The 21959-nt window shown below is 72.8% G+C and carries 18 protein-coding genes; 9 read left to right on the top strand and 9 right to left on the bottom strand.

The features are described 5' to 3' along the window. Positions 1-23: 23 nt before the first annotated feature. Entirely contained in the window at positions 24-2996 is a 2973-nt protein-coding gene (locus ACGFI7_RS33595; RefSeq protein ID WP_393411771.1) for a BTAD domain-containing putative transcriptional regulator, read from the top strand. Here ACGFI7_RS33595 and ACGFI7_RS33600 read toward each other — a convergent pair. After that, complete coding sequence (locus tag ACGFI7_RS33600; protein WP_393411773.1) at positions 2971-4119, bottom strand: sensor histidine kinase; 1149 nt, start codon at positions 4117-4119, stop codon at positions 2971-2973. The genes ACGFI7_RS33595 and ACGFI7_RS33600 overlap by 26 nt on opposite strands. Positions 4120-4257: 138 nt before the next feature. Here ACGFI7_RS33600 and ACGFI7_RS33605 point away from each other — a divergent pair, with 138 nt between their 5' ends. Together ACGFI7_RS33605 and ACGFI7_RS33610 are read left to right on the top strand one after the other, a co-directional pair. Further along, positions 4258-4452 (top strand): hypothetical protein, encoded by a 195-nt coding sequence (locus tag ACGFI7_RS33605; RefSeq protein ID WP_393411775.1) that lies wholly within the window; start codon positions 4258-4260, stop codon positions 4450-4452. 122 nt (positions 4453-4574) lie between these two features. Beyond that, positions 4575-5714 (top strand): cystathionine gamma-synthase, encoded by a 1140-nt coding sequence (locus tag ACGFI7_RS33610; RefSeq protein WP_393411777.1) that lies wholly within the window; start codon positions 4575-4577, stop codon positions 5712-5714. 3 nt (positions 5715-5717) lie between these two features. Here the strand turns inward: ACGFI7_RS33610 and ACGFI7_RS33615 are convergent, their stop codons facing one another. Further along, on the bottom strand, positions 5718-6146 hold the full coding sequence (locus tag ACGFI7_RS33615) for a hypothetical protein (protein WP_393411779.1): 429 nt from the start codon (positions 6144-6146) through the stop codon (positions 5718-5720). A 10-nt stretch (positions 6147-6156) separates the two neighbouring features. Beyond that, complete coding sequence (locus ACGFI7_RS33620) at positions 6157-6282, bottom strand: hypothetical protein (RefSeq protein WP_393411781.1); 126 nt, start codon at positions 6280-6282, stop codon at positions 6157-6159. A 140-nt stretch (positions 6283-6422) separates the two neighbouring features. On the opposite strand from ACGFI7_RS33620, the gene ACGFI7_RS33625 reads away from it, so the two are divergent. Then, a complete protein-coding gene (locus ACGFI7_RS33625; protein ID WP_393411783.1) occupies positions 6423-6866 on the top strand; it encodes a DUF6292 family protein in 444 nt (147 codons plus the stop codon). Here the strand turns inward: ACGFI7_RS33625 and ACGFI7_RS33630 are convergent. Both ACGFI7_RS33630 and ACGFI7_RS33635 read right to left on the bottom strand, forming a co-directional pair. Continuing rightward, positions 6832-8793 carry a VWA domain-containing protein gene (locus ACGFI7_RS33630; RefSeq protein WP_393411785.1) on the bottom strand — a complete coding sequence of 654 codons (1962 nt, stop codon included), beginning with the start codon at positions 8791-8793 and terminating at the stop codon, positions 6832-6834. The genes ACGFI7_RS33625 and ACGFI7_RS33630 overlap by 35 nt on opposite strands. Positions 8794-8830: 37 nt before the next feature. After that, on the bottom strand, positions 8831-10222 hold the full coding sequence (locus ACGFI7_RS33635) for a sigma 54-interacting transcriptional regulator (protein WP_393411787.1): 1392 nt from the start codon (positions 10220-10222) through the stop codon (positions 8831-8833). A 171-nt stretch (positions 10223-10393) separates the two neighbouring features. On the opposite strand from ACGFI7_RS33635, the gene ACGFI7_RS33640 reads away from it, so the two are divergent. From ACGFI7_RS33640 to ACGFI7_RS33650, 3 genes are read left to right on the top strand one after another with little or no spacing between them, the layout of a single operon-like run. Next, the gene (locus ACGFI7_RS33640; protein WP_393412167.1) at positions 10394-11563 is read left to right on the top strand and encodes an FIST N-terminal domain-containing protein; all 1170 of its coding nucleotides are present in this window, start codon (positions 10394-10396) and stop codon (positions 11561-11563) included. Further along, positions 11560-12582: an ROK family protein gene (locus tag ACGFI7_RS33645; protein WP_393411789.1), complete on the top strand. Its 1023-nt coding sequence runs from the start codon at positions 11560-11562 to the stop codon at positions 12580-12582. Before ACGFI7_RS33640 ends, ACGFI7_RS33645 begins: the two co-directional genes overlap by 4 nt. A gap of 57 nt (positions 12583-12639) precedes the next feature. Further along, the gene (locus ACGFI7_RS33650; RefSeq protein WP_393411791.1) at positions 12640-13173 is read left to right on the top strand and encodes an adenylyl-sulfate kinase; all 534 of its coding nucleotides are present in this window, start codon (positions 12640-12642) and stop codon (positions 13171-13173) included. A 10-nt stretch (positions 13174-13183) separates the two neighbouring features. Here the strand turns inward: ACGFI7_RS33650 and ACGFI7_RS33655 are convergent, their stop codons facing one another. Together ACGFI7_RS33655 and hppD are read right to left on the bottom strand one after the other, a co-directional pair. Next, positions 13184-14605 carry a M1 family metallopeptidase gene (locus ACGFI7_RS33655; RefSeq protein WP_393411793.1) on the bottom strand — a complete coding sequence of 474 codons (1422 nt, stop codon included), beginning with the start codon at positions 14603-14605 and terminating at the stop codon, positions 13184-13186. Between the two features lie 114 nt (positions 14606-14719). Next, on the bottom strand, positions 14720-15829 hold the full coding sequence (gene hppD, locus ACGFI7_RS33660) for a 4-hydroxyphenylpyruvate dioxygenase (RefSeq protein ID WP_393411795.1): 1110 nt from the start codon (positions 15827-15829) through the stop codon (positions 14720-14722). 103 nt (positions 15830-15932) lie between these two features. On the opposite strand from hppD, the gene ACGFI7_RS33665 reads away from it, so the two are divergent. Both ACGFI7_RS33665 and ACGFI7_RS33670 read left to right on the top strand, forming a co-directional pair. Then, a complete protein-coding gene (locus ACGFI7_RS33665; protein WP_393411797.1) occupies positions 15933-16418 on the top strand; it encodes an Lrp/AsnC family transcriptional regulator in 486 nt (161 codons plus the stop codon). Between the two features lie 100 nt (positions 16419-16518). After that, entirely contained in the window at positions 16519-18645 is a 2127-nt protein-coding gene (locus ACGFI7_RS33670) for a transglycosylase domain-containing protein (RefSeq protein ID WP_393411799.1), read from the top strand. Between the two features lie 4 nt (positions 18646-18649). On the opposite strand, the gene ACGFI7_RS33675 is transcribed toward ACGFI7_RS33670, so the two are convergent. Beyond that, entirely contained in the window at positions 18650-20632 is a 1983-nt protein-coding gene (locus tag ACGFI7_RS33675) for a thioredoxin domain-containing protein (protein WP_393412169.1), read from the bottom strand. 71 nt (positions 20633-20703) lie between these two features. Then, a complete protein-coding gene (locus tag ACGFI7_RS33680) occupies positions 20704-21912 on the bottom strand; it encodes a C40 family peptidase (RefSeq protein WP_393411801.1) in 1209 nt (402 codons plus the stop codon). Between the last annotated feature and the right edge of the window lie 47 nt (positions 21913-21959).

Below are 21959 nucleotides of genomic sequence, written 5' to 3' on the forward strand. Positions count from 1 at the left end.
TGCCACGGGTTGACCATGACGTGGTGCGCATCGGAGTGCTGGGGCCGCTGGAGACGCGGTCCGACGACGGCGGGCCGCTGCGGGTGCCCGACCGGAAGGTGCGCGTGCTGCTGGCGGCCCTGGCGGCGCGCGGCGGCGGGCCGGTGCCGGCGGACCGCCTGGTCCACGACCTGTGGGGCGACCGGCCGCCGCGCAACCCCGCGGGCACTCTCCAGGCCCGCGTCTCCCAGCTCCGCCGCGCCCTGGGCGACCCGTCCCTGGTGCTCCACGGCCCTTCCGGGTACCGGCTGGACGGGGTGACGGTCGACGCGGACCGCTTCCGTACGCTGCTGGCCTCTTCATCGGGAGCGGGGCTGCCGGAGCGCGCGGCGTGTCTTGGGTCGGCGCTGGCGCTGTGGCGCGGGCCCGCGTACGCCGACTTCGCCGACGAGGGGTTCGCCGCCCCGGAGATCGCCCGCCTGGACGAGGAGCGGCTGACGGCGCTGGAGGAGCTGGCGGAGATCCGGCTGGCCCTCGGCGAGCCCGTCGACCTGGGGCCGCTGGTGGCCGAGCGGCCGCTCCGCGAGCGCCTCACCGCCCTCCACATGCGGGCCCTGTACCGGGACGGCCGCCAGGGCGAGGCGCTCGCGGCCTATGAGGGGCTGCGCGCCCGGCTCGCCGACGAGCTGGGCGTCGACCCCGCCCCCGAGGTGAGAAGCCTGCACCGGGCCATCCTCCGGCAGGACCTGACACTCCCGGCCCGCCCGCCGGCGCGCGTGGCGGGGAACCTGCCCGCGCCTGTCGCCGGCCTGGTCGGGCGGGACGAGGACGTGGCGCAGGTGCGCGCCCTGCTGGGCGAGCGGCGGCTGGTGACGCTGACCGGGCCCGGCGGGGTGGGCAAGACCCGGCTGGCCGTGGCGGTGGCCGGCGGACTCGCCTCGTCGGAGGCGTACCCCGGCGGCGTGTGGCTGGTCGAGCTGGTCGGCGCGGTGGACGTGGCGCAGGCGATGGCGGGCGTGCTCGGCGTGCGGGACGACTCGGCGGAGCCGCTGCTGCCCCGGCTGGCGGGCGTGCTGGCCGCCCGGCGGACGCTGCTGGTCGTGGACAACTGCGAGCACCTGGTCGACCAGGCGGCCGAGGTGGTCAGCGCGCTGCTCAAGGCCGCGCCCGGGCTGGACGTGCTGGTCACCGGGCAGGAGCCGCTCGGCGTCACCGGCGAGCACGTCGAGGTGGTGTCGCCGCTGCCGGCCGACGCGGCGGCGCGGCTGTTCGCCGACCGGGCGGGGATCGAGGCGAGCCCGGCCGTGGCCGCCGTCTGCGAGCGGCTCGACGGCATCCCGCTGGCGCTGGAGCTGGCGGCCACCCGGGTGCGCGCGCTCGGCGTCGAGGAGCTGGCCGCCCGGCTCGACGACCGGTTCCGGCTGCTGAGCTCCGGCGCCCGCGACGCCCCCGCCCGCCAGCGGACGCTCCGCGCGACGATCGACTGGAGCTGGGAGCTGCTGTCCGGCCCCGAGCGCGTCGTGCTGCGCCGGCTGGCCGCGCACGCCGGCGGGTGCACGCTGGAGGCGGCCGAGGAGGTCTGCGCGGAGCCCGGCGTGGACGTGCTTGAGGCGCTGGCCCGGCTGGTCCAGCGGTCCCTGGTCACCCCCGGGCCCCGCCACCGGCTGCTGGAGTCGGTGGCGGCCTACTGCGTGGAGCGGCTGCGCGAGGCCGGCGAGGAGGACCTGGTCAGGGAGCGGCACGCGCGCTACTACACCCGGCTGGCCGAGCGGGCCGAGCTGCGCGGCCCCCGGCAGCGGGAGTGGCTGGAACGGCTGGACCAGGAGACCGCCAACCTCCGGCGCGCGCTCGCCGGGCGCGACCCGGTGCGGCCGGCGAACGCGCTGGCCTGGTACTGGTTCCTGCGCGGCAGGCTGGGCGAGGCCCGCCGTGCCTTGACGGCCGCCCTGGAGAGGCCGGGGGACAGGACCGAGCGGGCGCGGGCCGCCGTGTGGCTGGCCGGGATGACGATGGCCGTCGGAGAGCCCGCCACGCCGATCCCGTACGAGGATCTCGACCTGGCGGGCACCGCGCTGGCCGGGTGGTTCCTCAGCCACGTGCGGTGGGCGTACGGGGATCTCGCCCGGCACGAGGAGGGCGCCGGCACGGCGCTGCGCGGGTTCGAGGAGCTGGGCGACCGGTGGGGCGTGGCGGCGGCGCTGGCCCTGCGGTCCAAGCTGGCCGAGCGGCGCGCCGACCTGGAGGCGATGCGCCGCGACGCCGAGCGCAGCCTGGCGATCTTCGAGGAGCTGGGCGACCGGTGGGGGCGGATCGAGGCGATGGACAGCCTCGACCGGCTGGCCGAAAGGCGCGGCGACTACGCCGAGGCAGAGCGGCTGCGGCGCGCGGAGCTGCGGCTGGCCGAGGAGCTCGGGTCCGAGGTCTCGTTCCGGCTGTCCGGACTCGGGCGGATCGCGCTGCTGGCGGGCGACTACGCCCGCGCCGACGCCTACCACGAGCGGGCCCGCCGGCTGGCCGCCGAGCAGTCCTACAAGTCGGCCGAGGAGTACGCCGAACTGGGCCTGGCCATGAGCGCCAGGCGGCAGGGGCGGTACGACGCGGCCGAGGAGCTGCTGACCCGGTGGCTGGGCTGGCTGCGCGAGGTGCGCGGCACGCCGGGCATCGCGTTCTTCCTGGCGGAGCTGGGCTTCGTGGCCGAGCAGCGCGGCGACGGCCCGGCCGCGCTGGCGCTGCACCAGGAGGGGTACGAGGCCGCGCGCGGCGAACCCAGGGCCGAGGCGCTCGCCCTGGAAGGGCTGGCCGGCGCGCACTCCCTGGTGGGCGACGCCGAGCGGGCCGTCCTCCTGCTCGGGCACGCCGCCGCCCTGCGCGCGTCCGTCGGCACCCCGCTCCCCGACGGCGAACGCCACGACGTCGACCGCATCACCGCCCGGGCCCGCGCCGCCCTGGGCGAGCGCTTCCACGAGCTGTACGAGTCGGGAAGGCGGCGGGTCAGGGCGAGGGAAACTCGGCGATGACCTCCCAGGCGCCCTCCGGGGTGGGGCCGGCGCGCAGGCGGCCGCCGAGGGCCTCGACGCGTTCGGCCATGCCCACCAGGCCGAAGCCGCCGCCCAGGCGCGACACGCGGGGGTCGGCGGGGGAGCCGTGGTTGCGCACCCGCAGCACCACGGCCGGGTCGTAGCGGCGCAGGTCGGCCTCCACCCACGCGCTCTGCGGGGCGTGCTTGCGGATGTTGGTGAGTGCTTCCTGGAGCACCCGGTGCAGGGTGGTGAGGACCTCGGGCGGCAGGGTCCTGTCGTCGAGGCCGGAGCCGATCTCGAAGGCGACCTTGGGGCCTTCGACGGAGAACCGCTCGGTGAGCACCCGCAGGTCGGCCAGCGTGCTGCCGGGCGTGCGGGCCGCGTCCTCGGCGCGGAGCACGGTCACCATGCGGCGCATGGAGGTCAGCGCGTCGCCGCCCGCCGTGGCGATGGCGTCCAGCGCGGGCAGGACCGCCTCCGGCTGGGTCCTGGCGACGGTCCGCGCCGCCTGGGCCTGCACGACGATGCCGGTGATGTGGTGGGCGACCAGGTCGTGCAGCTCCCTGGCCAGCTCCAGCCGTTCGGCGCGCCGTACGGAGTGCACGGCCTCGTTGCGGCGCTCCTGCTGGAAGCGGAGGTAGCCGCCCACGCCCGCGATCGACGACCAGCCCGCGAACAGCATGAACGAGAAGATCAGCGACTGGCCGGGTGACGCCCGGCCGATGGACTCGGCCATGAGCACGATCAGCCCGGCGAGGGTGAGCACCGCCGCGTCCCTGACGGGTTCGACGTGGCGGAGCACGCCCAGCATCAGGACCAGCACCGCGCCCGTCTCGGCCGCCCCCGGCACGCCGGTGGCCCCGGTCACGCCCATGAGCACCGACACGGCGAACGACAGGCTCAGCATGATGCCGTACGTCTCGGCCCGGGGACGGCGGCGGCGCAGGATCACGGCCGCGACGCCGGCGACCCCGCAGGCGAACACGAGCCACTGCAGTCCGCCCCCGCCCCCGCCGACGGCGACGGCGAGGTCGGCGAGGAGCATCATGCCGAGCCAGCCGAGCATGGCGAGCTCGCTCAGCCGGCGGATCCAGTACACGACCCGTTTGGAATCCCCCACGCCATGAGAGTAGGCCGCAAGTCGGATATGTCGTATCAACCTTTCGGTCGAGCGCCGGTCGCGGGGACCGGCAGTTCAGCCGAAGCGCCGCCGGCCCTCGTGGCCCGATTCTGGACATGCCACGGAAGGGGGCGACACATGATGATGATCGGATTCGTGATGCTGGGCGTGGGGCTGCTCGTGGGGGTGCTGCTGGCGCTGACCGACCCCGTGCTGCTCTCCCGCGTCAACGGCGAGCACGCGCAGGGCGCGAGCGGCCGCTACCTCGACCAGGACCGCGTCGTGCCGCTGCCGCGCCGCGAGAGCGGCGTGCGGGAGCACACGGCGGCCTGAGGACCGGACCTCGCGCCTCGCAGGGGCCGCGAGCGTCCAGCGCGCCGTCGGGGAACGGCGCGGGACCCGGCCCGCGATCGGCAGGGGACCGGATCGCGGGCCGGGTCCGTTACCGTGGCGGTATGAGCAACGGTTTCGAAACGCTGGCGATCCACGCTGGTCAGGATCCGGATCCCGTGACCGGCGCGGTGGTGCCGCCTATCTACGCCACGTCCACTTACAAGCAGGACGGCGTGGGCGGCCTGCGCGGCGGCTACGAATACAGCCGGTCGGCCAACCCGACCAGGACCGCGCTGGAGGAGGCGCTGGCCGCGGTGGAGGGCGGGGTGCGCGGGCTCGCGTTCGCCTCCGGCCTGGCCGCCGAGGACGCGCTGCTCCGCGCGGTGTGCAAACCGCAGGACCACGTGATCATCCCGAACGACGCGTACGGCGGCACCTACCGGCTGTTCGCGAAGGTCTACGAGCGCTGGGACCTGCACTTCGACCCGGTGCCGCTGGGCGACCTGGACGCGGTGGCCGCGGCGATGACCCAGAAGACGAAGATCGTCTGGGTGGAGACGCCGACCAACCCGCTGCTCGGCGTCAACGACATCGCGGCGCTGGCCCAGCTCGCCCACGACAACGAGGCGCTGCTGGTCGTCGACAACACCTTCGCCTCGCCGTACCTCCAGCAGCCGATCGCGCTCGGCGCCGACGTGGTCGTGCACTCCACGACCAAGTACATCGGCGGCCACTCCGACGTGGTGGGCGGCGCGCTGGTGACCGCCGACCGGGGGCTGGGCGAGGAGCTGACCTACCACCAGAACGCGATGGGCGCGGTGGCCGGGCCGTTCGACGCGTGGCTGACGCTGCGCGGGCTCAAGACGCTCGGCGTGCGCATGGACCGCCACTGCGAAAACGCCGAACGGGTCGTCGACCTGCTGCTGGCGCACCCGCGGGTGACCGAGGTGCTCTACCCCGGGCTCCCCGACCACCCCGGCCACGAGACCGCCGCCAAGCAGATGCGGCGTTTCGGCGGCATGGTGTCGTTCAGGGTGGCCGGCGGCGTCGACGAGGCCGTCGCCGTGTGCGGCCGCACCGAGCTGTTCACGCTGGGCGAGTCGCTCGGCGGCGTCGAGTCGCTCATCGAGCACCCGGGCCGGATGACGCACGCCTCGGCGGCAGGTTCGCCGCTGGAGGTGCCGGACGACCTGGTGCGCCTGTCGGTGGGCATCGAGACGGTCGACGACCTGCTCGCCGACCTCACCAAGGCGCTCGGCTGACCGTCAGAAGACGACCATCAGCACGAGGATCACCAGCCAGATCAGCGCCAGCACACCGCTGATCGCGGCGATCCGGCCGTTCTGCACCTGCGCGTCGTCGCCGGTGTCCTCGCTCTCGAGGGCCTTGACGGCGGCGCGCAGGTCGCGCTCGATGATGAACAGCAGCACGATGCCGACGAGGAACAACGTCATCGACGCGGACATGTACCACTGACCGAGCAGGCCGCCGCCGAGGACGATGCCCAGGATCAGGCCGAACACGAACACGCCCAGCGACGCGAAGCCGTAGATCCGGGTCGTGCGCTGGATGTTGCGCAGCACGGGGACGTTCTTGCCCCTGATGGCGCGGGGCGCGGCCATCATGGCGGCGGTCAGCGGACCGAGCGCGAAGATCGCGAAGCCGATGTGCAGCAGAAGAAACAGGGTCGACATGCGGGAGAGACTAGTCCCCGACGATCTCGACGGGTGACTCGACACTCTCTTTGCCCTCGGGGGAGCAGCGCATGATCAACTCTGTCGCGGCGACTGCGACGATCATCAGCACGATCAAAATAATCATGGCGAACATAAGATCCCCCTCCTTCCCCGTAAACGGCGAGAAAATCGCCCGTAATGACTAGACGTGCGGGCCGTGGCATCCGTTCGTCGAGGGTAGGGTTGTTCACCGCTGCTTTTTCCTTACTGTCAGGGCACAAGGGGGTGCCGTCCGTGGCCATCAGGCATGTCGAGCCGTATTCGGACGAGTGGCTTCACCAGCCGGGGTGCTACGTGAGCCGGGTCGTCGACGAGCTCGGAGCCGAGGCCGAAGGATGGTGGGAAGGCCCGTGCGAGCCGCGCGAGGTCACGATCCGTCTCGCTGACGGCTCCGCGCTGGTATGGGACGAGGAGAGCGGGTGGCGGCTGGGCCGCTTCGTCTCCGGCGAGGCCGGTCACCACACCGAGCTGACCGGGGTGCGCTATCTCGGCGGCGGGCTGCTGCCCCGCCCGGAGCGGGTGCCCGCGGCGCTGCGCGACGCCCGCGCGGGCGTCGGCTCCAGCACCGCCTGGCGGCCGTGCTACCGCTCGCACCGCAACTGCCGCGACGGTTTCGACGTCGCGCTCGACTACTACAAGGCCGTCAGCGGGCCCGGCGCACTCTCAGGAAGTCGCTGACGACATACTCGCCCAGCCGGTCGGCGCTGGGCGAGAAGACGCGCCCGCCGTTGCGCCGGGCCACCTCGTCGACGAAGTCCTTGAGCCGGTCGTCGCCCGCCAGCATGAACACGTTGATCGTGGCCCGGCGGCGGGTCATCTTGTCGACCTCGGCCAGGGTCAGCTCCAGCGTCTCCGGCGACGGCGGCCACTCGAACGCGGAGTGGCCGTTGCGCAGCAGGTGAGCCGTCGGCTCGCCGTCGGTGACCACGAGCACCACCGGCTCGAAGTCGGGATGGCGGTCCAGGTGGCGGCCCGCGATGAGCAGCGCGTGGTGCAGGTTGGTGCCCTGCACCATGTCCCAGTCGAGGCCCGCCAGCTCGTCAGGCTGCAGCACCCTGGCGTAGTTGGAGAACCCGATGATCTGCACGGCGTCCTGCGGGAACTTGGACGCCACCAGCGCCTGCAGCGCGAGCGCGGTCTGCTTCGCCGCGGCCCAGGTGCCGCGGAGGGCCATCGAGTACGACAGGTCGACCAGCAGGCAGACGGCCGCGGCGGTGCGCCGCTCGGTCTCGGCCACCTCGAAGTCGTCCACCGACAGCCGGACCGACGGGCTGCCGTCGACGGTACGCAGGCCGCCCGCGCGCACGCCGTTGACCAGGGTGCGCACCACGTCGATCGGCTGCTCGTCGCCGAACCGCCAGGGCCGTGACGAACCGGTCAGCTCGCCGGCCGACCCGGCGTCGTTCTGGTCGTGGTCACCCCGCCGACCGGCGTCCAGCGAGGCGAACACCCGGCGCAGCGCCGTCTCGCCGAGCCGCCGCACCGCCTTGGGCGTCAGCTCCAGCTTGCCGCGGCGGCGCAGCAGGTAGCCCTGCTCCTCCAGCTCGCGCTCGATGCGCTTGAGCGCCTCCAGGTCGTCGACCGCCGAACGGCCCAGAGCCCGGCGGATCGCGGCCTCGTCGATGTCGTCCAGCCGCGCGCCGGGATAGTCCTGGCGCAGCGCCGACTCCAGCCGGCTCAGGTCGGCCAGCTCCTCCAGGGCGGTGACGGCGTCGCCCATGCCCAGCGGCTCGTCGCCGGTCATCCGCTCCGTCGAGTCCCACGCCAGGTCGGGGCGGCGGGCCTGGAGCGCCTCGCCGAGCCGGCGCATCTGCTCCGACAGGCCGGCCTGGTCGAGGGTCTGGTTGATCAGGTTGCCGAGCTCCTCGCGCTGGCGCGGGGTCATCGAGGCGAGCATGCGCTGGGTGGCCGCGGCGCGCCGGGCCAGGACGTCGACCAGTTCGGCGAGGTTGCGCGGCTTCTCCGGGAACATGTCGCCGTACTCGGCCATGAAGGCGTCGAAGTCCGCCTGGGTGTGCTCGCCCCTGGCGTCCTTGTCGAGCATGTCGTTCAGGTCCGTCATCATCCGGCGGACCCGCTCCATCGCCGCCGGGTCGGGGTTGGCCAGCGCGTCGCGCATCCCCCTGAACTGGCTGTCGAGCACCTCGCGCCGCAGCAGGTCGCGCAGCTGCTCGAAGGTCTGCCGGGCCGCCGCCGAGCGCCACTCGTACGAGCTCAGCTGCTGGATGGCGCTGGCCGTGTCGTCCGGCAGCGAGTCGAGCTCGGCCTCCCGCGCCCTGGCCTCGTCGCCCGGATCGGGGAACAGCTCCGCCCGCTCCTGGCCGATGGCCTTGTCGAGCAGGGCCCTGGCCCGCTCCAGCGTGCCGTCGAGCCGGCCGCCCTCGCGCAGCTCGCGACGGCGCCGCCGCACCTCGCGCAGCATGTCGTCCAGCCCGCGGCGGTCGCGGGCCCCGGGCAGGCCGCGCTTGAGCAGGTCGCGCAGCGCGTGCACCGGGGTCGAGCCGGACAGGATGGCGTCGCCCATCTCGTCCAGCGCCGCCCGCACGTCGTACGGCGGGGCGAGGGGGTCCGGGCCGTCGTGGTACTCGCCATAGCGATAGGCCATCACGAACCCACGCTAACCCGAGATGCCCCGCTTCGCGTCAAGTCCGGTAGACCGTGACGCCGTCGAGGTCGTCCTTGGACAACCGGCGCATGAGGTAGAGGCCCTCCAGCGTGAACTCCAGCGCGGCGGCGGCGTGACCGGGCGACTCGTCACCGGCGCCCATGCCCAGCCGGGACATGATCTTGGCCAGGCCCTGGACCGGGCCGATGCGGCGCAGCAGCTCTCCGGCCGGGACCAGCTCGCCCGACTCCACCTGGTTGCCCTCGGCGAACTTGTCGGTCAGCGGCGACAGGTCCATGCCCCCGAGACGGCTCCTGAACGTCTCGGCGACGGCCCGGCGCAGCAGGTGGGCCAGGATCTCGGTCTCCCTGCCCTCCTCGCTGACCTCGAACTCCACCTTGCCGCGCAGGCTGTGGACGACCGGGGCGAGGTCGCACACCCGCGCCACCGGCTGCTCCTCGCCGGCCAGCGCCGCGCGGCGCACGGCGGAGGCGGCGGCGGTCTCCGCGGCCGCGATCGAGAACCGGGCCGACACGCCCGAGCGGGCGTCTACCGCGGTGGACTCGCGGACCAGGCGGGTGAAGCGGGCGATGGCCTCGATCAGGTGCTCGGGGACGTCGGCCCCGATGTCCGGGGTGGACTCCTGGCGGATGAGCGTCAGCTCGTCCTCGACCGACATCGGGTAGTGGGTGCGGATCTCGGCGCCGAAGCGGTCCTTCAGCGGGGTGATGATCCGGCCCCGGTTGGTGTAGTCCTCAGGGTTGGCGCTGGCGATGAGCAGGACGTCCAGCGGCAGCCGCAGATTGTAGCCGCGCACCTGGATGTCGCGCTCCTCCAGCACGTTGAGCAGCGACACCTGGATGCGCTCGGCCAGGTCGGGCAGCTCGTTGACGGAGAACACGCCGCGGTTGGTGCGCGGCACCAGGCCGTAGTGGACGGTCTCCGGGTCGCCGAGCCGGCGGCCTTCGGCGATCTTGATGGGGTCGATGTCGCCGATCAGGTCGCCGACGGAGGTGTCGGGGGTGGCGAGCTTCTCGCCGTAGCGCTCGTCCCGGTGCTTGTAGGCGACCGGCAGTTCGTCGCCGAGCTCGTCGGCCAGGGCCTGGCAGCGTCCGCAGACCGGGGCGTACGGATGATCGTTGATCTCGCACCCCTCGACGACCGGGGTCCACTCGTCGAGAAGGCTGACGACCGTGCGGATCAGCCGGGTCTTGCCCTGGCCGCGCTCACCGAGCAGGACCAGGTCGTGACCGGCGAGCAACGCCCGTTCGAGGTGGGGCAGGACAGTGTCGTCGAAGCCCACGATGCCCGGGAAACGGGGCTCGCCCGCCCGGAGCTTGGCCAGCAGGTTTTCGCGGACCTCGGCTTTGACGGTGCGATGAACGTGGCCGTTCTCTCGCAGCTCGCGCAGATTACGAGGCAGATGCACGGGATCGAGACTACGTCCCCCGGACGGAAAGCGGCAGGGACTTTCGCATCTGGCGGAGATATCGGATCTCAGCCATTCCGTCACAGTTGGTATGCGTGCTTGCCCCTTTAGTGGGGAGAATCGGGCCTAGGGTACTTGGACCAGCAGAGGGAGGCGAGACGCGTGGCAGTGATGACAAGCCGCTTCGCCGACGGCCTCGCCGTGGACTCCGACCTGGTGGGAGCCGCGGAGAGGGCCGTGAACCAGGCCCTGTCACGGCTCAGCGGGCAGGCCGACCTGGTCTGCTTCTTCATCTGCGGGGACGATCCCGACGACGTGACCAGAGCCGGCGAGCGCGCGATGCGGATGGCGCCCGAGGCGCACGTGATCGGCTGCAGCGCCACCGGCGTGATCGGCGGCGACACCGGGGTGGAGCTGACCCCCTCCGTGAGCGCCTGGGCGGCCACCCTGGAGGGGGCCGAGCTGACCACGTTCGCGCTGGAGACGCTCACGGCCGAGGACCGGTTCGTGGTGGTCGGGCTGCCCGAACGCAGCCCCGACGACCACGTGGCGATCCTCCTGGCCGACCCGTACTCGTTCCCGGCCGACGCGTTCGTCGAGCGCTCCGTGGACGTGCTGGGCGACCTGCCGCTGGTCGGCGGGCTGGCCAACGGGGTGCAGGGACGGGGCTCCGTGCGGCTCTTCGCCGACGGCGAGGTCTACACCGAGGGCGCCATCGGCGTGCTGATCAGCGGATCCGTCAACGTGACCACCGTGGTCAGCCAGGGCTGCCGGCCGATCGGGCCCAACATGGTCGTCACCCGCGCCGAGGAGAACCTGCTGCTGGAACTGGCCGGGCAGCCGGCGCTGTCCCGGCTGGAGGACATCGTCACCGACCTGGACGAGGACGACAGGGAGCTGGTCGCCGCCGGCCTGCAGATCGGGCTCGCCATGGACGAGTACGCCGAGCGGCACGAACGCGGCGACTTCCTGATCCGCGGCGTGATCGGCATCGACCCGGAGCGCGAGGCCGTGGCCATCGGCGACATCGTCGAGATCGGCCGTACGGTGCGGTTCCAGGTGCGCGACGCGGCCACCGCCGACGAGGACCTGTACGACATGCTCGACGCGCACCGGCAGGAGCTGGGCCGGGTGGACGGGGCGCTGCTGTTCTCCTGCAACGGGCGCGGGTCGGCCATGTTCGGCACCGCCGACCACGACCCGCTGGCGCTGCGCGACACGCTCGGGCCCATCGGCGTGGCGGGCTTCTTCGCGGCCGGGGAGGTGGGGCCGGTGGGCGGGCACAACCACGTGCACGGGTTCACCGCCTCGGTGCTGGTGTTCTCCTCGGCCGACGCGTGATCCTGGCGATCGACGTCGGCGGCACCAAACTGGCCGCCGCCCGGGTGTCCCCTGACGGCGCGATCGTGGCGGCCGAGCGGGCCGCGACGCCTCAGGACGCGGACGCCGAGACGCTCTGGCAGGCGCTGTGCGACCTGATCGGCCCGCTCTCGGCCAGGGTCGAAGGCGTGGGTGTGGGGTGCGGCGGGCCGATGGAGTGGCCCGCTGGCGTCGTCTCACCGCTCAACATCCCCGGCTGGCGGGGCTTCCCGTTGCGCGACAGGCTCTCCGCCCGGTTCCCGGGGCTTCCGGTACGGGTCCACAACGACGCCGTCTGCCTGGCCGTGGCCGAACACTGGCGCGGCGCCGGGCGGGGTGTGCCGGACATGCTGGGCATGGTCGTCTCGACCGGCGTCGGCGGCGGGCTCATCCTCGGCGGCCGGCTGGTCAACGGCGGCACCGGCAACGCGGGCCACATCGGGCACGTGGTGGTGGAGCCGGACGGCGGGCCCGCGTGCGGCTGCGGCGGCCACGGCTGCCTGGAAGCGGTCGCCCGCGGCCCCGCCCTCACCACCTGGGCCCTCACCCACGGCTGGACGCCACCCCGGTCACCTGCGGGGGCGGATGGGGCTGAGGAAGGGCCGGGCGGGGGTTCCGGGGGCGCCGCGGGTGTCTCCCCGGCCGAGGCCGCTCTCTCCGGCGGGCGGGAGTATCGCGAGGAGCGGGCCGTCACCGGGCGGATGCTGGCGGCGGACGCGCGGGCCGGGGACGAGGTGGCCGTGGCCGCCATGCGCCGCGCGGGCCGGGCGCTGGGCGTCGCCATCGCCTCCGCCACCCACCTGTGCGACCTGGAGCTGGTCACCATCGGCGGCGGACTCTCGCAGGCGGGGGAGCCGCTGTTCGGCCCGCTGGAGGAGGCGCTGCGAGAGCACGCCAGGATGGGCTTCGCCCGCCGCCTGCGGGTGGCGCCCGCCTCGCTCGGCCAGGAGGCGGGCCTGATCGGCGCCGCCGCGCTGATCCTCGCCGCCGACGCGTACTGATCGTCTCCAATCCTTACCCGATTGCCGCTCGGGCCCGCCGTTTGCCACCCTGATCGGATGCCGACCCACGAGCCGCCCGCAGCCCTGTTGATCACCGGCACCGTCGGGTCGGGCAAGACCTCGGTCGCAGCGGCGACCGGCGACCTCCTCGCCGCCGCCGGAGTCCCTCACGCGGTGATCGACCTCGACGGGCTCCGCCGGGCCTGGCCCGCCCCGCGGGACGACCCGTTCCAGCTCGGCCTGACCCTGCGCAACCTGCGTGCCGTCGCCCGCCACTACCGGGAGGCCGGAGCCCGCAGGCTCGTGCTGGCCGGGGTGGTCGAGAGCCGGGAGGAGCGCCGCCGGCACCAGGAGGCCGTCGGCGCCGAGCTCGCGGTCTGCCGGCTGCGGGTCCCGATCCCCGTCGTCCACCGGAGGCTCGCGCACCGCCACGAGGGCGACGAGGACGGCCTGCGGTGGCATCTCGACCGCTCCGGCACGCTCGACCGCATCCTCGCCGAGGCCCGGGTCGAGGACGTGGTGGTGGACGCGGGCGAGCGCTCTGTGACCGACGTGGCGGAGGCCGTCGCACGGGCCGCCGGCTGGCGCTGACCGCCGGTGATCAGACGGCCGGGCGGCCGGTCTTGAAGAGCCAGACGTCGAAGAGCGTGTCGAGCTGCTTGCCGGACAGCCGCTCGGCGAGCGCCGTGAACTGCTCCGTGGTCACCGTGCCGTGTTCGTGCTCGGCGGCCCAGGTCTTGAGCAGCTTGAAGAACGTGCCGTCGCCGATCTCCTTGCGCAGGGCGTGCAGCGCCATGCCGCCCCGGATGTAGACGGACTCGTTGAACAGGTCGTCGGGCTGGGCATCGCCCGGAGGGTAGGACCAGATCGGGTCGCTCGCGGGCCGGGAGTAGGCCGACTGGAAGCGCTCCTCGGCGGAGGTGCCGCCGCTGTGCTCGGACCACATCCACTCGGCGTAGGTGGCGAAGCCCTCGTTGAGCCAGAGGTCTTCCCAGCGCTCGATGCTGAGGCTGTTGCCGAACCACTGGTGGGCCAGCTCGTGCGCGATGATCGACTGGTCGGGCTCGAAGCCGCCGTACATGGGCTTGGTCTGGTTCTCCAGCGCGTAGCCGGCGGTGAAGTCGTCGACCACGCCGCCGGTGGACGAGAATGGGTAGCGGCCGAAGACCGTCGTCCAGTGGTCGGTGATCTCGCCGGAGCGCTTGTAGAGGTCGCCGAGGGCGTCGGAGAAGCGCGGGTCGACCGCCGCCAGGTTGCGGATGCCGCCCGCGGTCTTGCCTTCCCGCAGGGTGAACCGGCCCATGGTGGCGGTGGCGAGGTAGGTGACCATGGGGTGCGACTCGCGCCAGGTGAACGTGGTGCCGCCGTCGGCGGCGGGCTTCCGGCTCACCAGCTCACCGTTGGCCAGCGCGGTCACCCCGGACGGCACGGTGATCTCGAAGTCGAAGGTGGCCTTGTCGGCCGGGTGGTCGTTGGCGGGGAACCAGGTCTTGGCGCCGTTGGGCTCGCACGTGACGAACGCCCCGTCGGCGGTCGGGATGAACCCGTAGGTGCCGAGGTTGGAGGAGCCGCGCACGGGCTGCGGCTTGCCGGAGTAGGCGATCCTCACCGCGAACTCGGCCCCGTCGGCCAGCGGCCTGGCCGGCGTCACGGACAGCTCGTCGCCCTCGCGGGTGAACGTGGCCGCCGCGCCGTCGACGGACACCGCGCCGATCTCGAACCCGTGCAGGTCGAGGTTGAACCGCGACAGCGGCTGGGTCGCCGTGGCCCGGATCGTCGCCTCGCCGTCGAGCTGCCGCCGGGCCGGCACGTAGCCGATCCGCAGCGCGTAGTGGGCGACGTCGTAGCCGCCGTTGCCGTCGAGCGGGAAGTCGGGGTCGCCGATGCCGGGCGCCCCCACGCCCGGCGCGGCGGTCTGCGTCGGGGCCGTGTCGGACCCGGTCGCCCCCTGTGACGGCTCGCCCGTCGCCCCGCATCCCAGCACACCCAGCGTGGCCAGCAGCGCGCCGGCCCGCCGTGTCATCGACCCCATGAGCGGGATAGCCCCCTTCGATACGTGATCAGAAGCGTACGCTCCGTCAGTATCTGATCACCACCCGCTCGGCGGAAGTCCCGGATCGGCCCGCCGCCGCGGGGTTCAGAGGTTACCCCGGCGCTCCTGCTCGCGCTCGATGGCCTCGAACAGGGCCTTGAAGTTGCCCTTGCCGAACCCCAGGGAGCCGTGGCGTTCGATCAGCTCGAAGAAGACGGTGGGCCGGTCCTGCACCGGCTTGGTGAAGATCTGCAGCAGGTAGCCGTCCTCGTCCCGGTCGACGAGGATCTTGCGCTTCTTCAGCTCCTCGATCGGCGCGCGCACGGTGCCGATGCGGGCGCGCAGCTCGGGGTCTTCGTAGTACGAGTCAGGCGTGTCGAGGAACTCGACCCCGGCCGCCCGCATGTGGTCGACCGTGGTGAGGATGTCGTTGGTGGCCAGCGCGACGTGCTGGACGCCGGGCCCGCCGTAGAACTCCAGATACTCGTCGATCTGCGACTTCTTGCGGCTCACGGCCGGCTCGTTGAGCGGGAACTTGACCTTGCGTGACCCGTCGGCCACGACCTTCGACATCAGCGCCGAGTACTCGGTGGCGATGTCGTCGCCGATGAACTCGGCCATGTTGGTGAAGCCCATGACCTCGCGGTAGAATGCGACCCACTCGTCCATCTTGCCGAGTTCCACGTTGCCGACACAGTGGTCGACGGCCTGGAACAGGCGTCCGGACTTGGTGGCGGGCGGGGCGACCAGGGGCTGCGCGGGCGCGTAGCCGGGCAGGTAGGGGCCGGCGTAGTTGGACCGGTCGATCAGTGTGTGGCGGGTCTCCCCGTACGTGGCGATGGCGGCGACCACCACCTTGCCGTGCTCGTCCTCCAGGACGTGCGGCTCGGCCAGCCCGCGGGCGCCGTGCGAGACGGCGTGCCGGTAGGCGGCCTCCACGTCCGGCACGTCCAGCGCCAGGTCGATCACCCCGTCGCCGTGCTCGGCCACGTGCCTGGCCAGGTACGTGCCGGGCCGGATGGAGGCCCGGAACTCGAAGGTGGCGCCACCGGAGGTGAGCACGTAGGCGGCCTCGTCGCGGCTGCCGTTCTCCGGGCCGCGGTAGGCCGTCAGCTTCATGCCGAACGCCGTCGCGTAGTAGTGGGCGGACTGCTTGGCGTTCCCGACCGCGAACACCACGGCGTGCATGCCGTTCACCGGAAAGACATCACTCATAACGACAACTCTCGATATGGGTGGACGAGTTGCGCAAGAGTTGCTTTCATAGGTGGACAATCTGCACAGTCTTTCGGGGCGTACGACGGGGAATCTGTACATCATGACGATCGATCACCTCGACGCCCGGCTCATCGCGCTGCTGACCGCGGAGCCGAGGCTCGGCGTGCTGGAGTGCTCGCGGCGGCTCGGCGTCGCCAGGGGCACCGTCCAGGCGCGGCTGGACCGGCTCATGTCCAGAGGGGTCATCACCGGGTTCGGCCCTGACGTCTCGACCGTGGCGCTCGGCTACGACGTGACCGCCTTCGTGCTGCTGGAGATCCGGCAGGTCTCCGGCCACGACCCGGTGGCCGACCGGCTGGCGCACATCCCCGAGGTGCTGGAGGTGCACACCGTCACCGGCGGCAGCGACCTCATGTGCCGCGTGGTGGCGCGGACGAACGCCGATCTGCAGCGCGTCATCGACGGGATCGTCGAGGTCCAGGGCGTGCTCAGGACGTCCTCGATCATCGCCCTGGACACTCCGGTTCCCTACCGAGTGTTGCCATTGGTCGCCGATGTCCCGCGCCGGGCGGTCCGTGAGTCGTAACATCGCTCATAGGGACGAGGCACCGTTATCGAGCGCTTACCCTTGACATTCGCCCAGATGACGGGGGTCGGCCAGGCGTGACGGGGTGGTGAGGGCGGCGATGCGAAAGCGGCGGGTGCTGCGTGTCCTGCTGATCTGGGGAGCGGCGGGGTTCGGGGTGCTGGCGGCGCTGTTCGGCATCGCGTGGGCGCTGACGCCCATCCCCGACAGCACCCAGAAGGACGCGACGGCCCAGGGATCGGTCATCTACTACCGCGACGGCAAGACCGTCATCGCGCGGCAGGGCATCGACCGCCGCAACGTCGAGCTGGCCAAGGTGCCCCGGCACGTGCGCGACGCCGTCATCGCCGCCGAGAACCGCTCCTTCTACGAAGACAGCGGCGTCTCGGTCAAGGGCACCGCCCGCGCCCTGTGGTCCACCGTCACCGGGCAGCAGCTCCAGGGCGGCTCCACCATCACCCAGCAGCTCGTCCGCAACTACTACAGCGGGCTCAGCCAGGAGCGGTCGGTCGTCCGCAAGGCCAAAGAGATCATGATCTCGATCAAGGTCGACCAGTCCAAGTCCAAGGACTGGGTGCTGGAGCAGTACCTCAACACGATCTACTTCGGCCGCGGCGCCAACGGCGTGCAGGCGGCCGCCCGCGCCTACTTCGGCAAGGACGTCGAGAAGCTCACCGTCGCCCAGGGCGCCTACCTGGCCGCGGTGATCCAGCAGCCGTCCCGGTTCGCCGACCCCAAGGGCGCCGACCTGGACGCGGCCGAGCACCGCTGGCAGTCGGTGGTCAAGGCCATGACCGAGACCGGCGCGCTCACCCCCGCGGAGGCGGCCGGGCAGCGCTTCCCCGAGCTCAAGGCGGCCAAGAAGCCGTTCCAGCTCAAGGGCCAGGCTCAGTACATGCTCCAGCAGGTCACCGACGAGCTCAACCGGCGCGGCTACACCGACGAGGACGTCAACGGCGGCGGCCTGAAGATCGTCACCACCTTCGACAAGAAGCTCATGGAGGCGGCCGAGCGGGCGGTCAAGGACACCCTGCCGGAGGCCACGCCGAAGAAGGTACGGACCGGTCTGGCGGCCGTGGACCCGACGACGGGCGAGGTGGTCGCCTTCTACGGCGGCAACCCGGCCAAGTCGCAGTACGACAACGCGTTCTCGGCCAAGGTCATGGCCGGGTCCACGTTCAAGCCCTACACGCTGGCGGCGGCGCTGGAGAGCGGGCTCGGGCTGTCCACCCGGGTCGACGGCAACTCGCCGATGCGCGTGGCGGCCGACCCCGACCACCCGATCCCCAACGACGGCGGCCGTTCCTACGGCCGGATCGACCTGGTGACCGCCATCCGCAACTCGGTCAACACCGCGTTCGTGGATCTCGCCCAGAAGGTCGGCCCGCGCAAGGTGGCCGCCACCGCCGAGGCCATGGGCATCCCGGCCGAGCAGCTCGAACCGCACGTCGACGCCGCCTCCTTCCCGCTCGGCGTGGCCTCGGTCAGCGCCGTGCAGAACGCCTCGGGCTTCGCGACCTTCGCCAACGCGGGCGTCCACATGGAGACCCACGTGATCAAGTCGGTGACGGACGCCGACGGGGTGAAGGACGTCGTCAAGCCCGCCGCCACGCAGGCGATCGGCGAGGACGCCGCCGCCGACGCCGTCCACGCCATGCGCCAGGTCGTCCAGTACGGCACCGGCACCGCGGCCCGCCTCTACAACCGGCCCGTGGCGGGCAAGACGGGCACCACCGACGACTCCGCGGCCGTGTGGTTCAACGGGTACACGCCGCAGCTCGCGACCGCCGTCAACATGTTCCGCGACGACAACGAGACCGTCAGCATCCCCGGCTACGGGGTGCAGTTCGGCGGGCAGCTGCCCGCCCAGGTGTGGCGCGCGTTCATGACCGAGGCCCTGGCGGACGAGCCGGTCGAGCAGTTCCCCGAGCCGTCGGGCCGGGACGGCGGGACCGGCTACGACCAGCCGCGCGACCAGGGCCGCGACTGGGGCGAAGACCCGCCGTCGCGGGAGCCGGAGCAGTGGGACCAGCAGCCCACGCCGCAGGAGACGCTGCCGCCGTCGACCGACGACGAGCCGCCCGCCGACCTGGAGCCGGACGAGAACGATCAGCCGGAGACGCCGGAGGAGGAGAGCGGCCCGCCCGCCACCGAGGCGCCCGAGCCCGAACCGACGGCCGGCCCCGACGACGACAACAGCGGGGTGCGCCCGTCGCCGTTCGGCTGACCGGTCACCGGCTCAGCTGTGCCCGCAGGTCCTCGACGGTCGTCACCGGCATCCGGCAGGTGAACCCCTGGCACACGTAGGCGGCCGGGGCGCCGCCGACGAGGCCGCGGCCCTGCAGCAACGGCACCTCGCCGGGCTGCCCGGCCGTCGGGTCGAGCGTGGCGGGCGTGCCGGGCCCGAGGGCCACCACCAGGCCGGGCGTGCCGGCCAGGTAGGCCTCCCGGTGCAGGGCACGGGTGCGCGGGTCGTCCGGCGGGCCCACGACGGCCACCTCGACGGGGCCGTCCAGCGCCGCCCTGGCCACCGCCAGCCCCCACCCGGCGAACCGGGCGTGCTTGCCCGCCAGCACCGACACGGTGCCGAGCGCGGCGTGCGCCGCCTCCCGGTGACGCGTGGAACCGGTCAGCGCCGCGTACGAGAGCAACGCCCCCGCCGCGGCGTACTGGCCGGACGGCGTGGCGTTGTCGGTCGGGTCCTGCGGGCGCTGGAACAGCCGCTCGGCGTCGTCGGCGGTGTCGTAGAACCCGCCGGTGCCGTCGCCGAACCGGTCGAGCACGGTGTCGAGCAGCGTGCCGGCCAGCCGGAACCAGCGCGGCTCGCCGGTCACCCCGTAGAGGGCGATCAGCCCTTCGGCGAGGTCGGCGTAGTCCTCCAGCACGCCGGCGTTGCGCCCGGCCCGGCCGTCACGTGAGGTGCGCAGCAGCCGGTCGCCCTCGACGTGCACCTCGTCGAGCAGGACCGCCGCGGCGGTGGCCGCCCGCACCAGGTCGGGCCGGTCGAACACCATGCCGGTCTCGGCCAGGGCCGCGATCGCCAGGCCGGTCCAGCTCGCCACCACCTTGTCGTCGCGCCCGGGGCGTACCCGCTGCTCGCGCGCGGCGAGCAGCCGCTCGCGCACGCTCGCCAGCCGCTCGGGGTCGTCGGGGTCGTGCTGGAGCCGCAGCACCGACGTGCCGTGCTCGAACGTGCCGGTCACGTCGAAGACGCGCACCGCCCAGTCGCCGTCGTCGGGCCCGAGCGCCTCGCGCAGCTGCTCGGGGGTCCAGACGTAGAACCTGCCCTCCTCGCCCTCGCTGTCGGCGTCGAGCGCCGAGGCGAAGCCGCCCTCGGGCGTGCGCAGCTCGCGCAGCAGCCAGTCGGCGGTCTCCAGGGCCACCCGGCGGGCCAGGGGCTCGCCCGTGGCGGTCCACCAGTGGGTGTAGACCCGCAGCAGCAGCGCGTTGTCGTAGAGCATCTTCTCGAAGTGCGGCACCACCCAGCCGGCGTCGACGCTGTAGCGGGCGAACCCGCCGCCGAGCTGGTCGTAGATGCCGCCGCGGGCCATCGCCGCGAGCGTCTGACCGGACATCTCCCGCTCACCGGAGCGCAGCAGGAACTCCAGCACCATCGACGGCGGGAACTTCGGCGCGCCGCCGAACCCGCCGCGCACCGGGTCGAACGACTCGCGCAGGTTGGCCACGGCCTGGTCGAGGGTCTCGGCCGTGGGCTGCGGGCCGCTGGGCAGGGCGGCGCCGGAGTTGAGCACCTCCACCACCTTCGCGCCCTGCTTCAGCACGTTGTCGCGGTCGTGGGTCCAGGCGTTGCGCAGCCCGGTCAGCAGCCGCTGGAACTGGGCGCGCGGGAAGTAGGTGCCGCAGTAGAAGGGATGGCCGTCGGGGGTGGCGAAGACGGTCATCGGCCAGCCGCCCTGCTGGGTCATGGCCTGGGTCGCGCTCATGTAGACCGCGTCCACGTCGGGCCGCTCCTCGCGGTCGACCTTGACGTTGACGAAGTGCTCGTTCATCAGGCCGGCGGTCTCGGGGTCCTCGAAGCTCTCGTGAGCCATGACGTGACACCAGTGGCAGGACGAGTAGCCGATGGAGATCAGCAGGGGCACGTCGCGCCGCGCCGCCTCGCGCATCGCCTCCTCTCCCCAGGGCCACCAGTCGACCGGATTGCCGGCGTGCTGGAGCAAATAGGGAGAGGACTCTCCGACGAGCCGGTTCACCCGCACCACCCCCTGTAGTCCCACCGGCCACCTTACCTTTCGGAGCGGCGGTTGATCGGGTACGGGGGATGTCAGCGCACCTGGGCCGCGGCCTGCGGGCTCACGCGGACCACGCCGGCGAGGTTGCGGGTGCTCACCGGGACGATCTTCACCACGTCGCCGGTGCGCGGGGCGTGCAGCATCTTGCCGTCGCCCCAGTAGATCGCCACGTGCGAGATGTAGCCGGGGTTGGTCGGGTCGTGCCGCCAGAACAGCAGGTCGCCGGGGTGCGCCTGGGAGAGCGGCACCTGGGGGCCGGTGACCCACTGCTGATGGGTCACCCGGGGCATCCTGACCCCGGCGCGGCCGAAGGCCCACTGGACGAGCCCGGAGCAGTCGAAGCTGTCAGGCCCTTCGGCGCCCCACACGTACGGCCTGCCGAGCTTGGAGGCGGCGGCCCGCAGGGCCACGGTGAGCTGCTCGCCGGTCATGAACGCGCCGGACGGCCAGTCGCGGGCCTGGACCTGCGCCTGCGGCCGCACCGGGTTGACCAGGGCCGCCTGCGTGCCCTTGGGCAGGAGCTTGAGCACCTTGTCGCGGAGCGTGGCGGAGTCGGTCTTGGGCGCGCTGATGATGAGCGCGTTGTCGCGGGGGAGCCCCAGCTCGCGGCCGGTCTCCTTGGACACGACCGCGTCCACGGCGCCGAAGCCGGTGGTGGCGTACGCGCCGATGCGCAGCGGGCCGGCCGGGCCGTTGATCTTGCGGTGCAGGGAGAGCCCGCCGTCGTTGCCGAGCACGAACGAGACCGCGACGTCGCCCGCGGCCACGTTGTTCCACAGCGGGTCGGAGGTCGCGGTCACCTTGGGGGTGTAGGCGCGGAAGGTGGACGGCTCGACCGCCAGGGTCTGCACCCGCTTGCCGTCGAGCCTGACGCTGGCCGCGTCGGCCAGTTCCAGCGCGCGCACCCCGCGCAGGCGGGCGATCTTCCGTAACTGCGCCTGGGTGAAGGGCTTGCGGGTCACGACGAACACGTGCGGCTTGTGGAGCCTGCCCACCGGCGCCACCGGCCGCACGGTCTTGGCGTCGGCCATCAGGCTCTGCCGAGGCGTGTGCCGCGCCCGCACGGGCTCGGCGGCGGCCGGCCCCGGGGCCTCCGGCGGCTCGGCGAGCAGCAGCACGTCGGCCGTGAGCACGGCGACCAGGGTCACCACGATGAACGGGATCAGGCGACGGTGGTCACGGCGCTTGCCGGACCTCAGCAGGAAGCCGAGGTCCTGGCGGATGCCGGAACCACCGCGCATGAGTTCCGCCGGACCTTGGGGGGCCCGGCGGTGCCGTTCGGGGAGCA

Origin of the sequence: Nonomuraea sp. NPDC048826, from assembly GCF_043198225.1 — a bacterium.
Taxonomy (GTDB): domain Bacteria; phylum Actinomycetota; class Actinomycetes; order Streptosporangiales; family Streptosporangiaceae; genus Nonomuraea.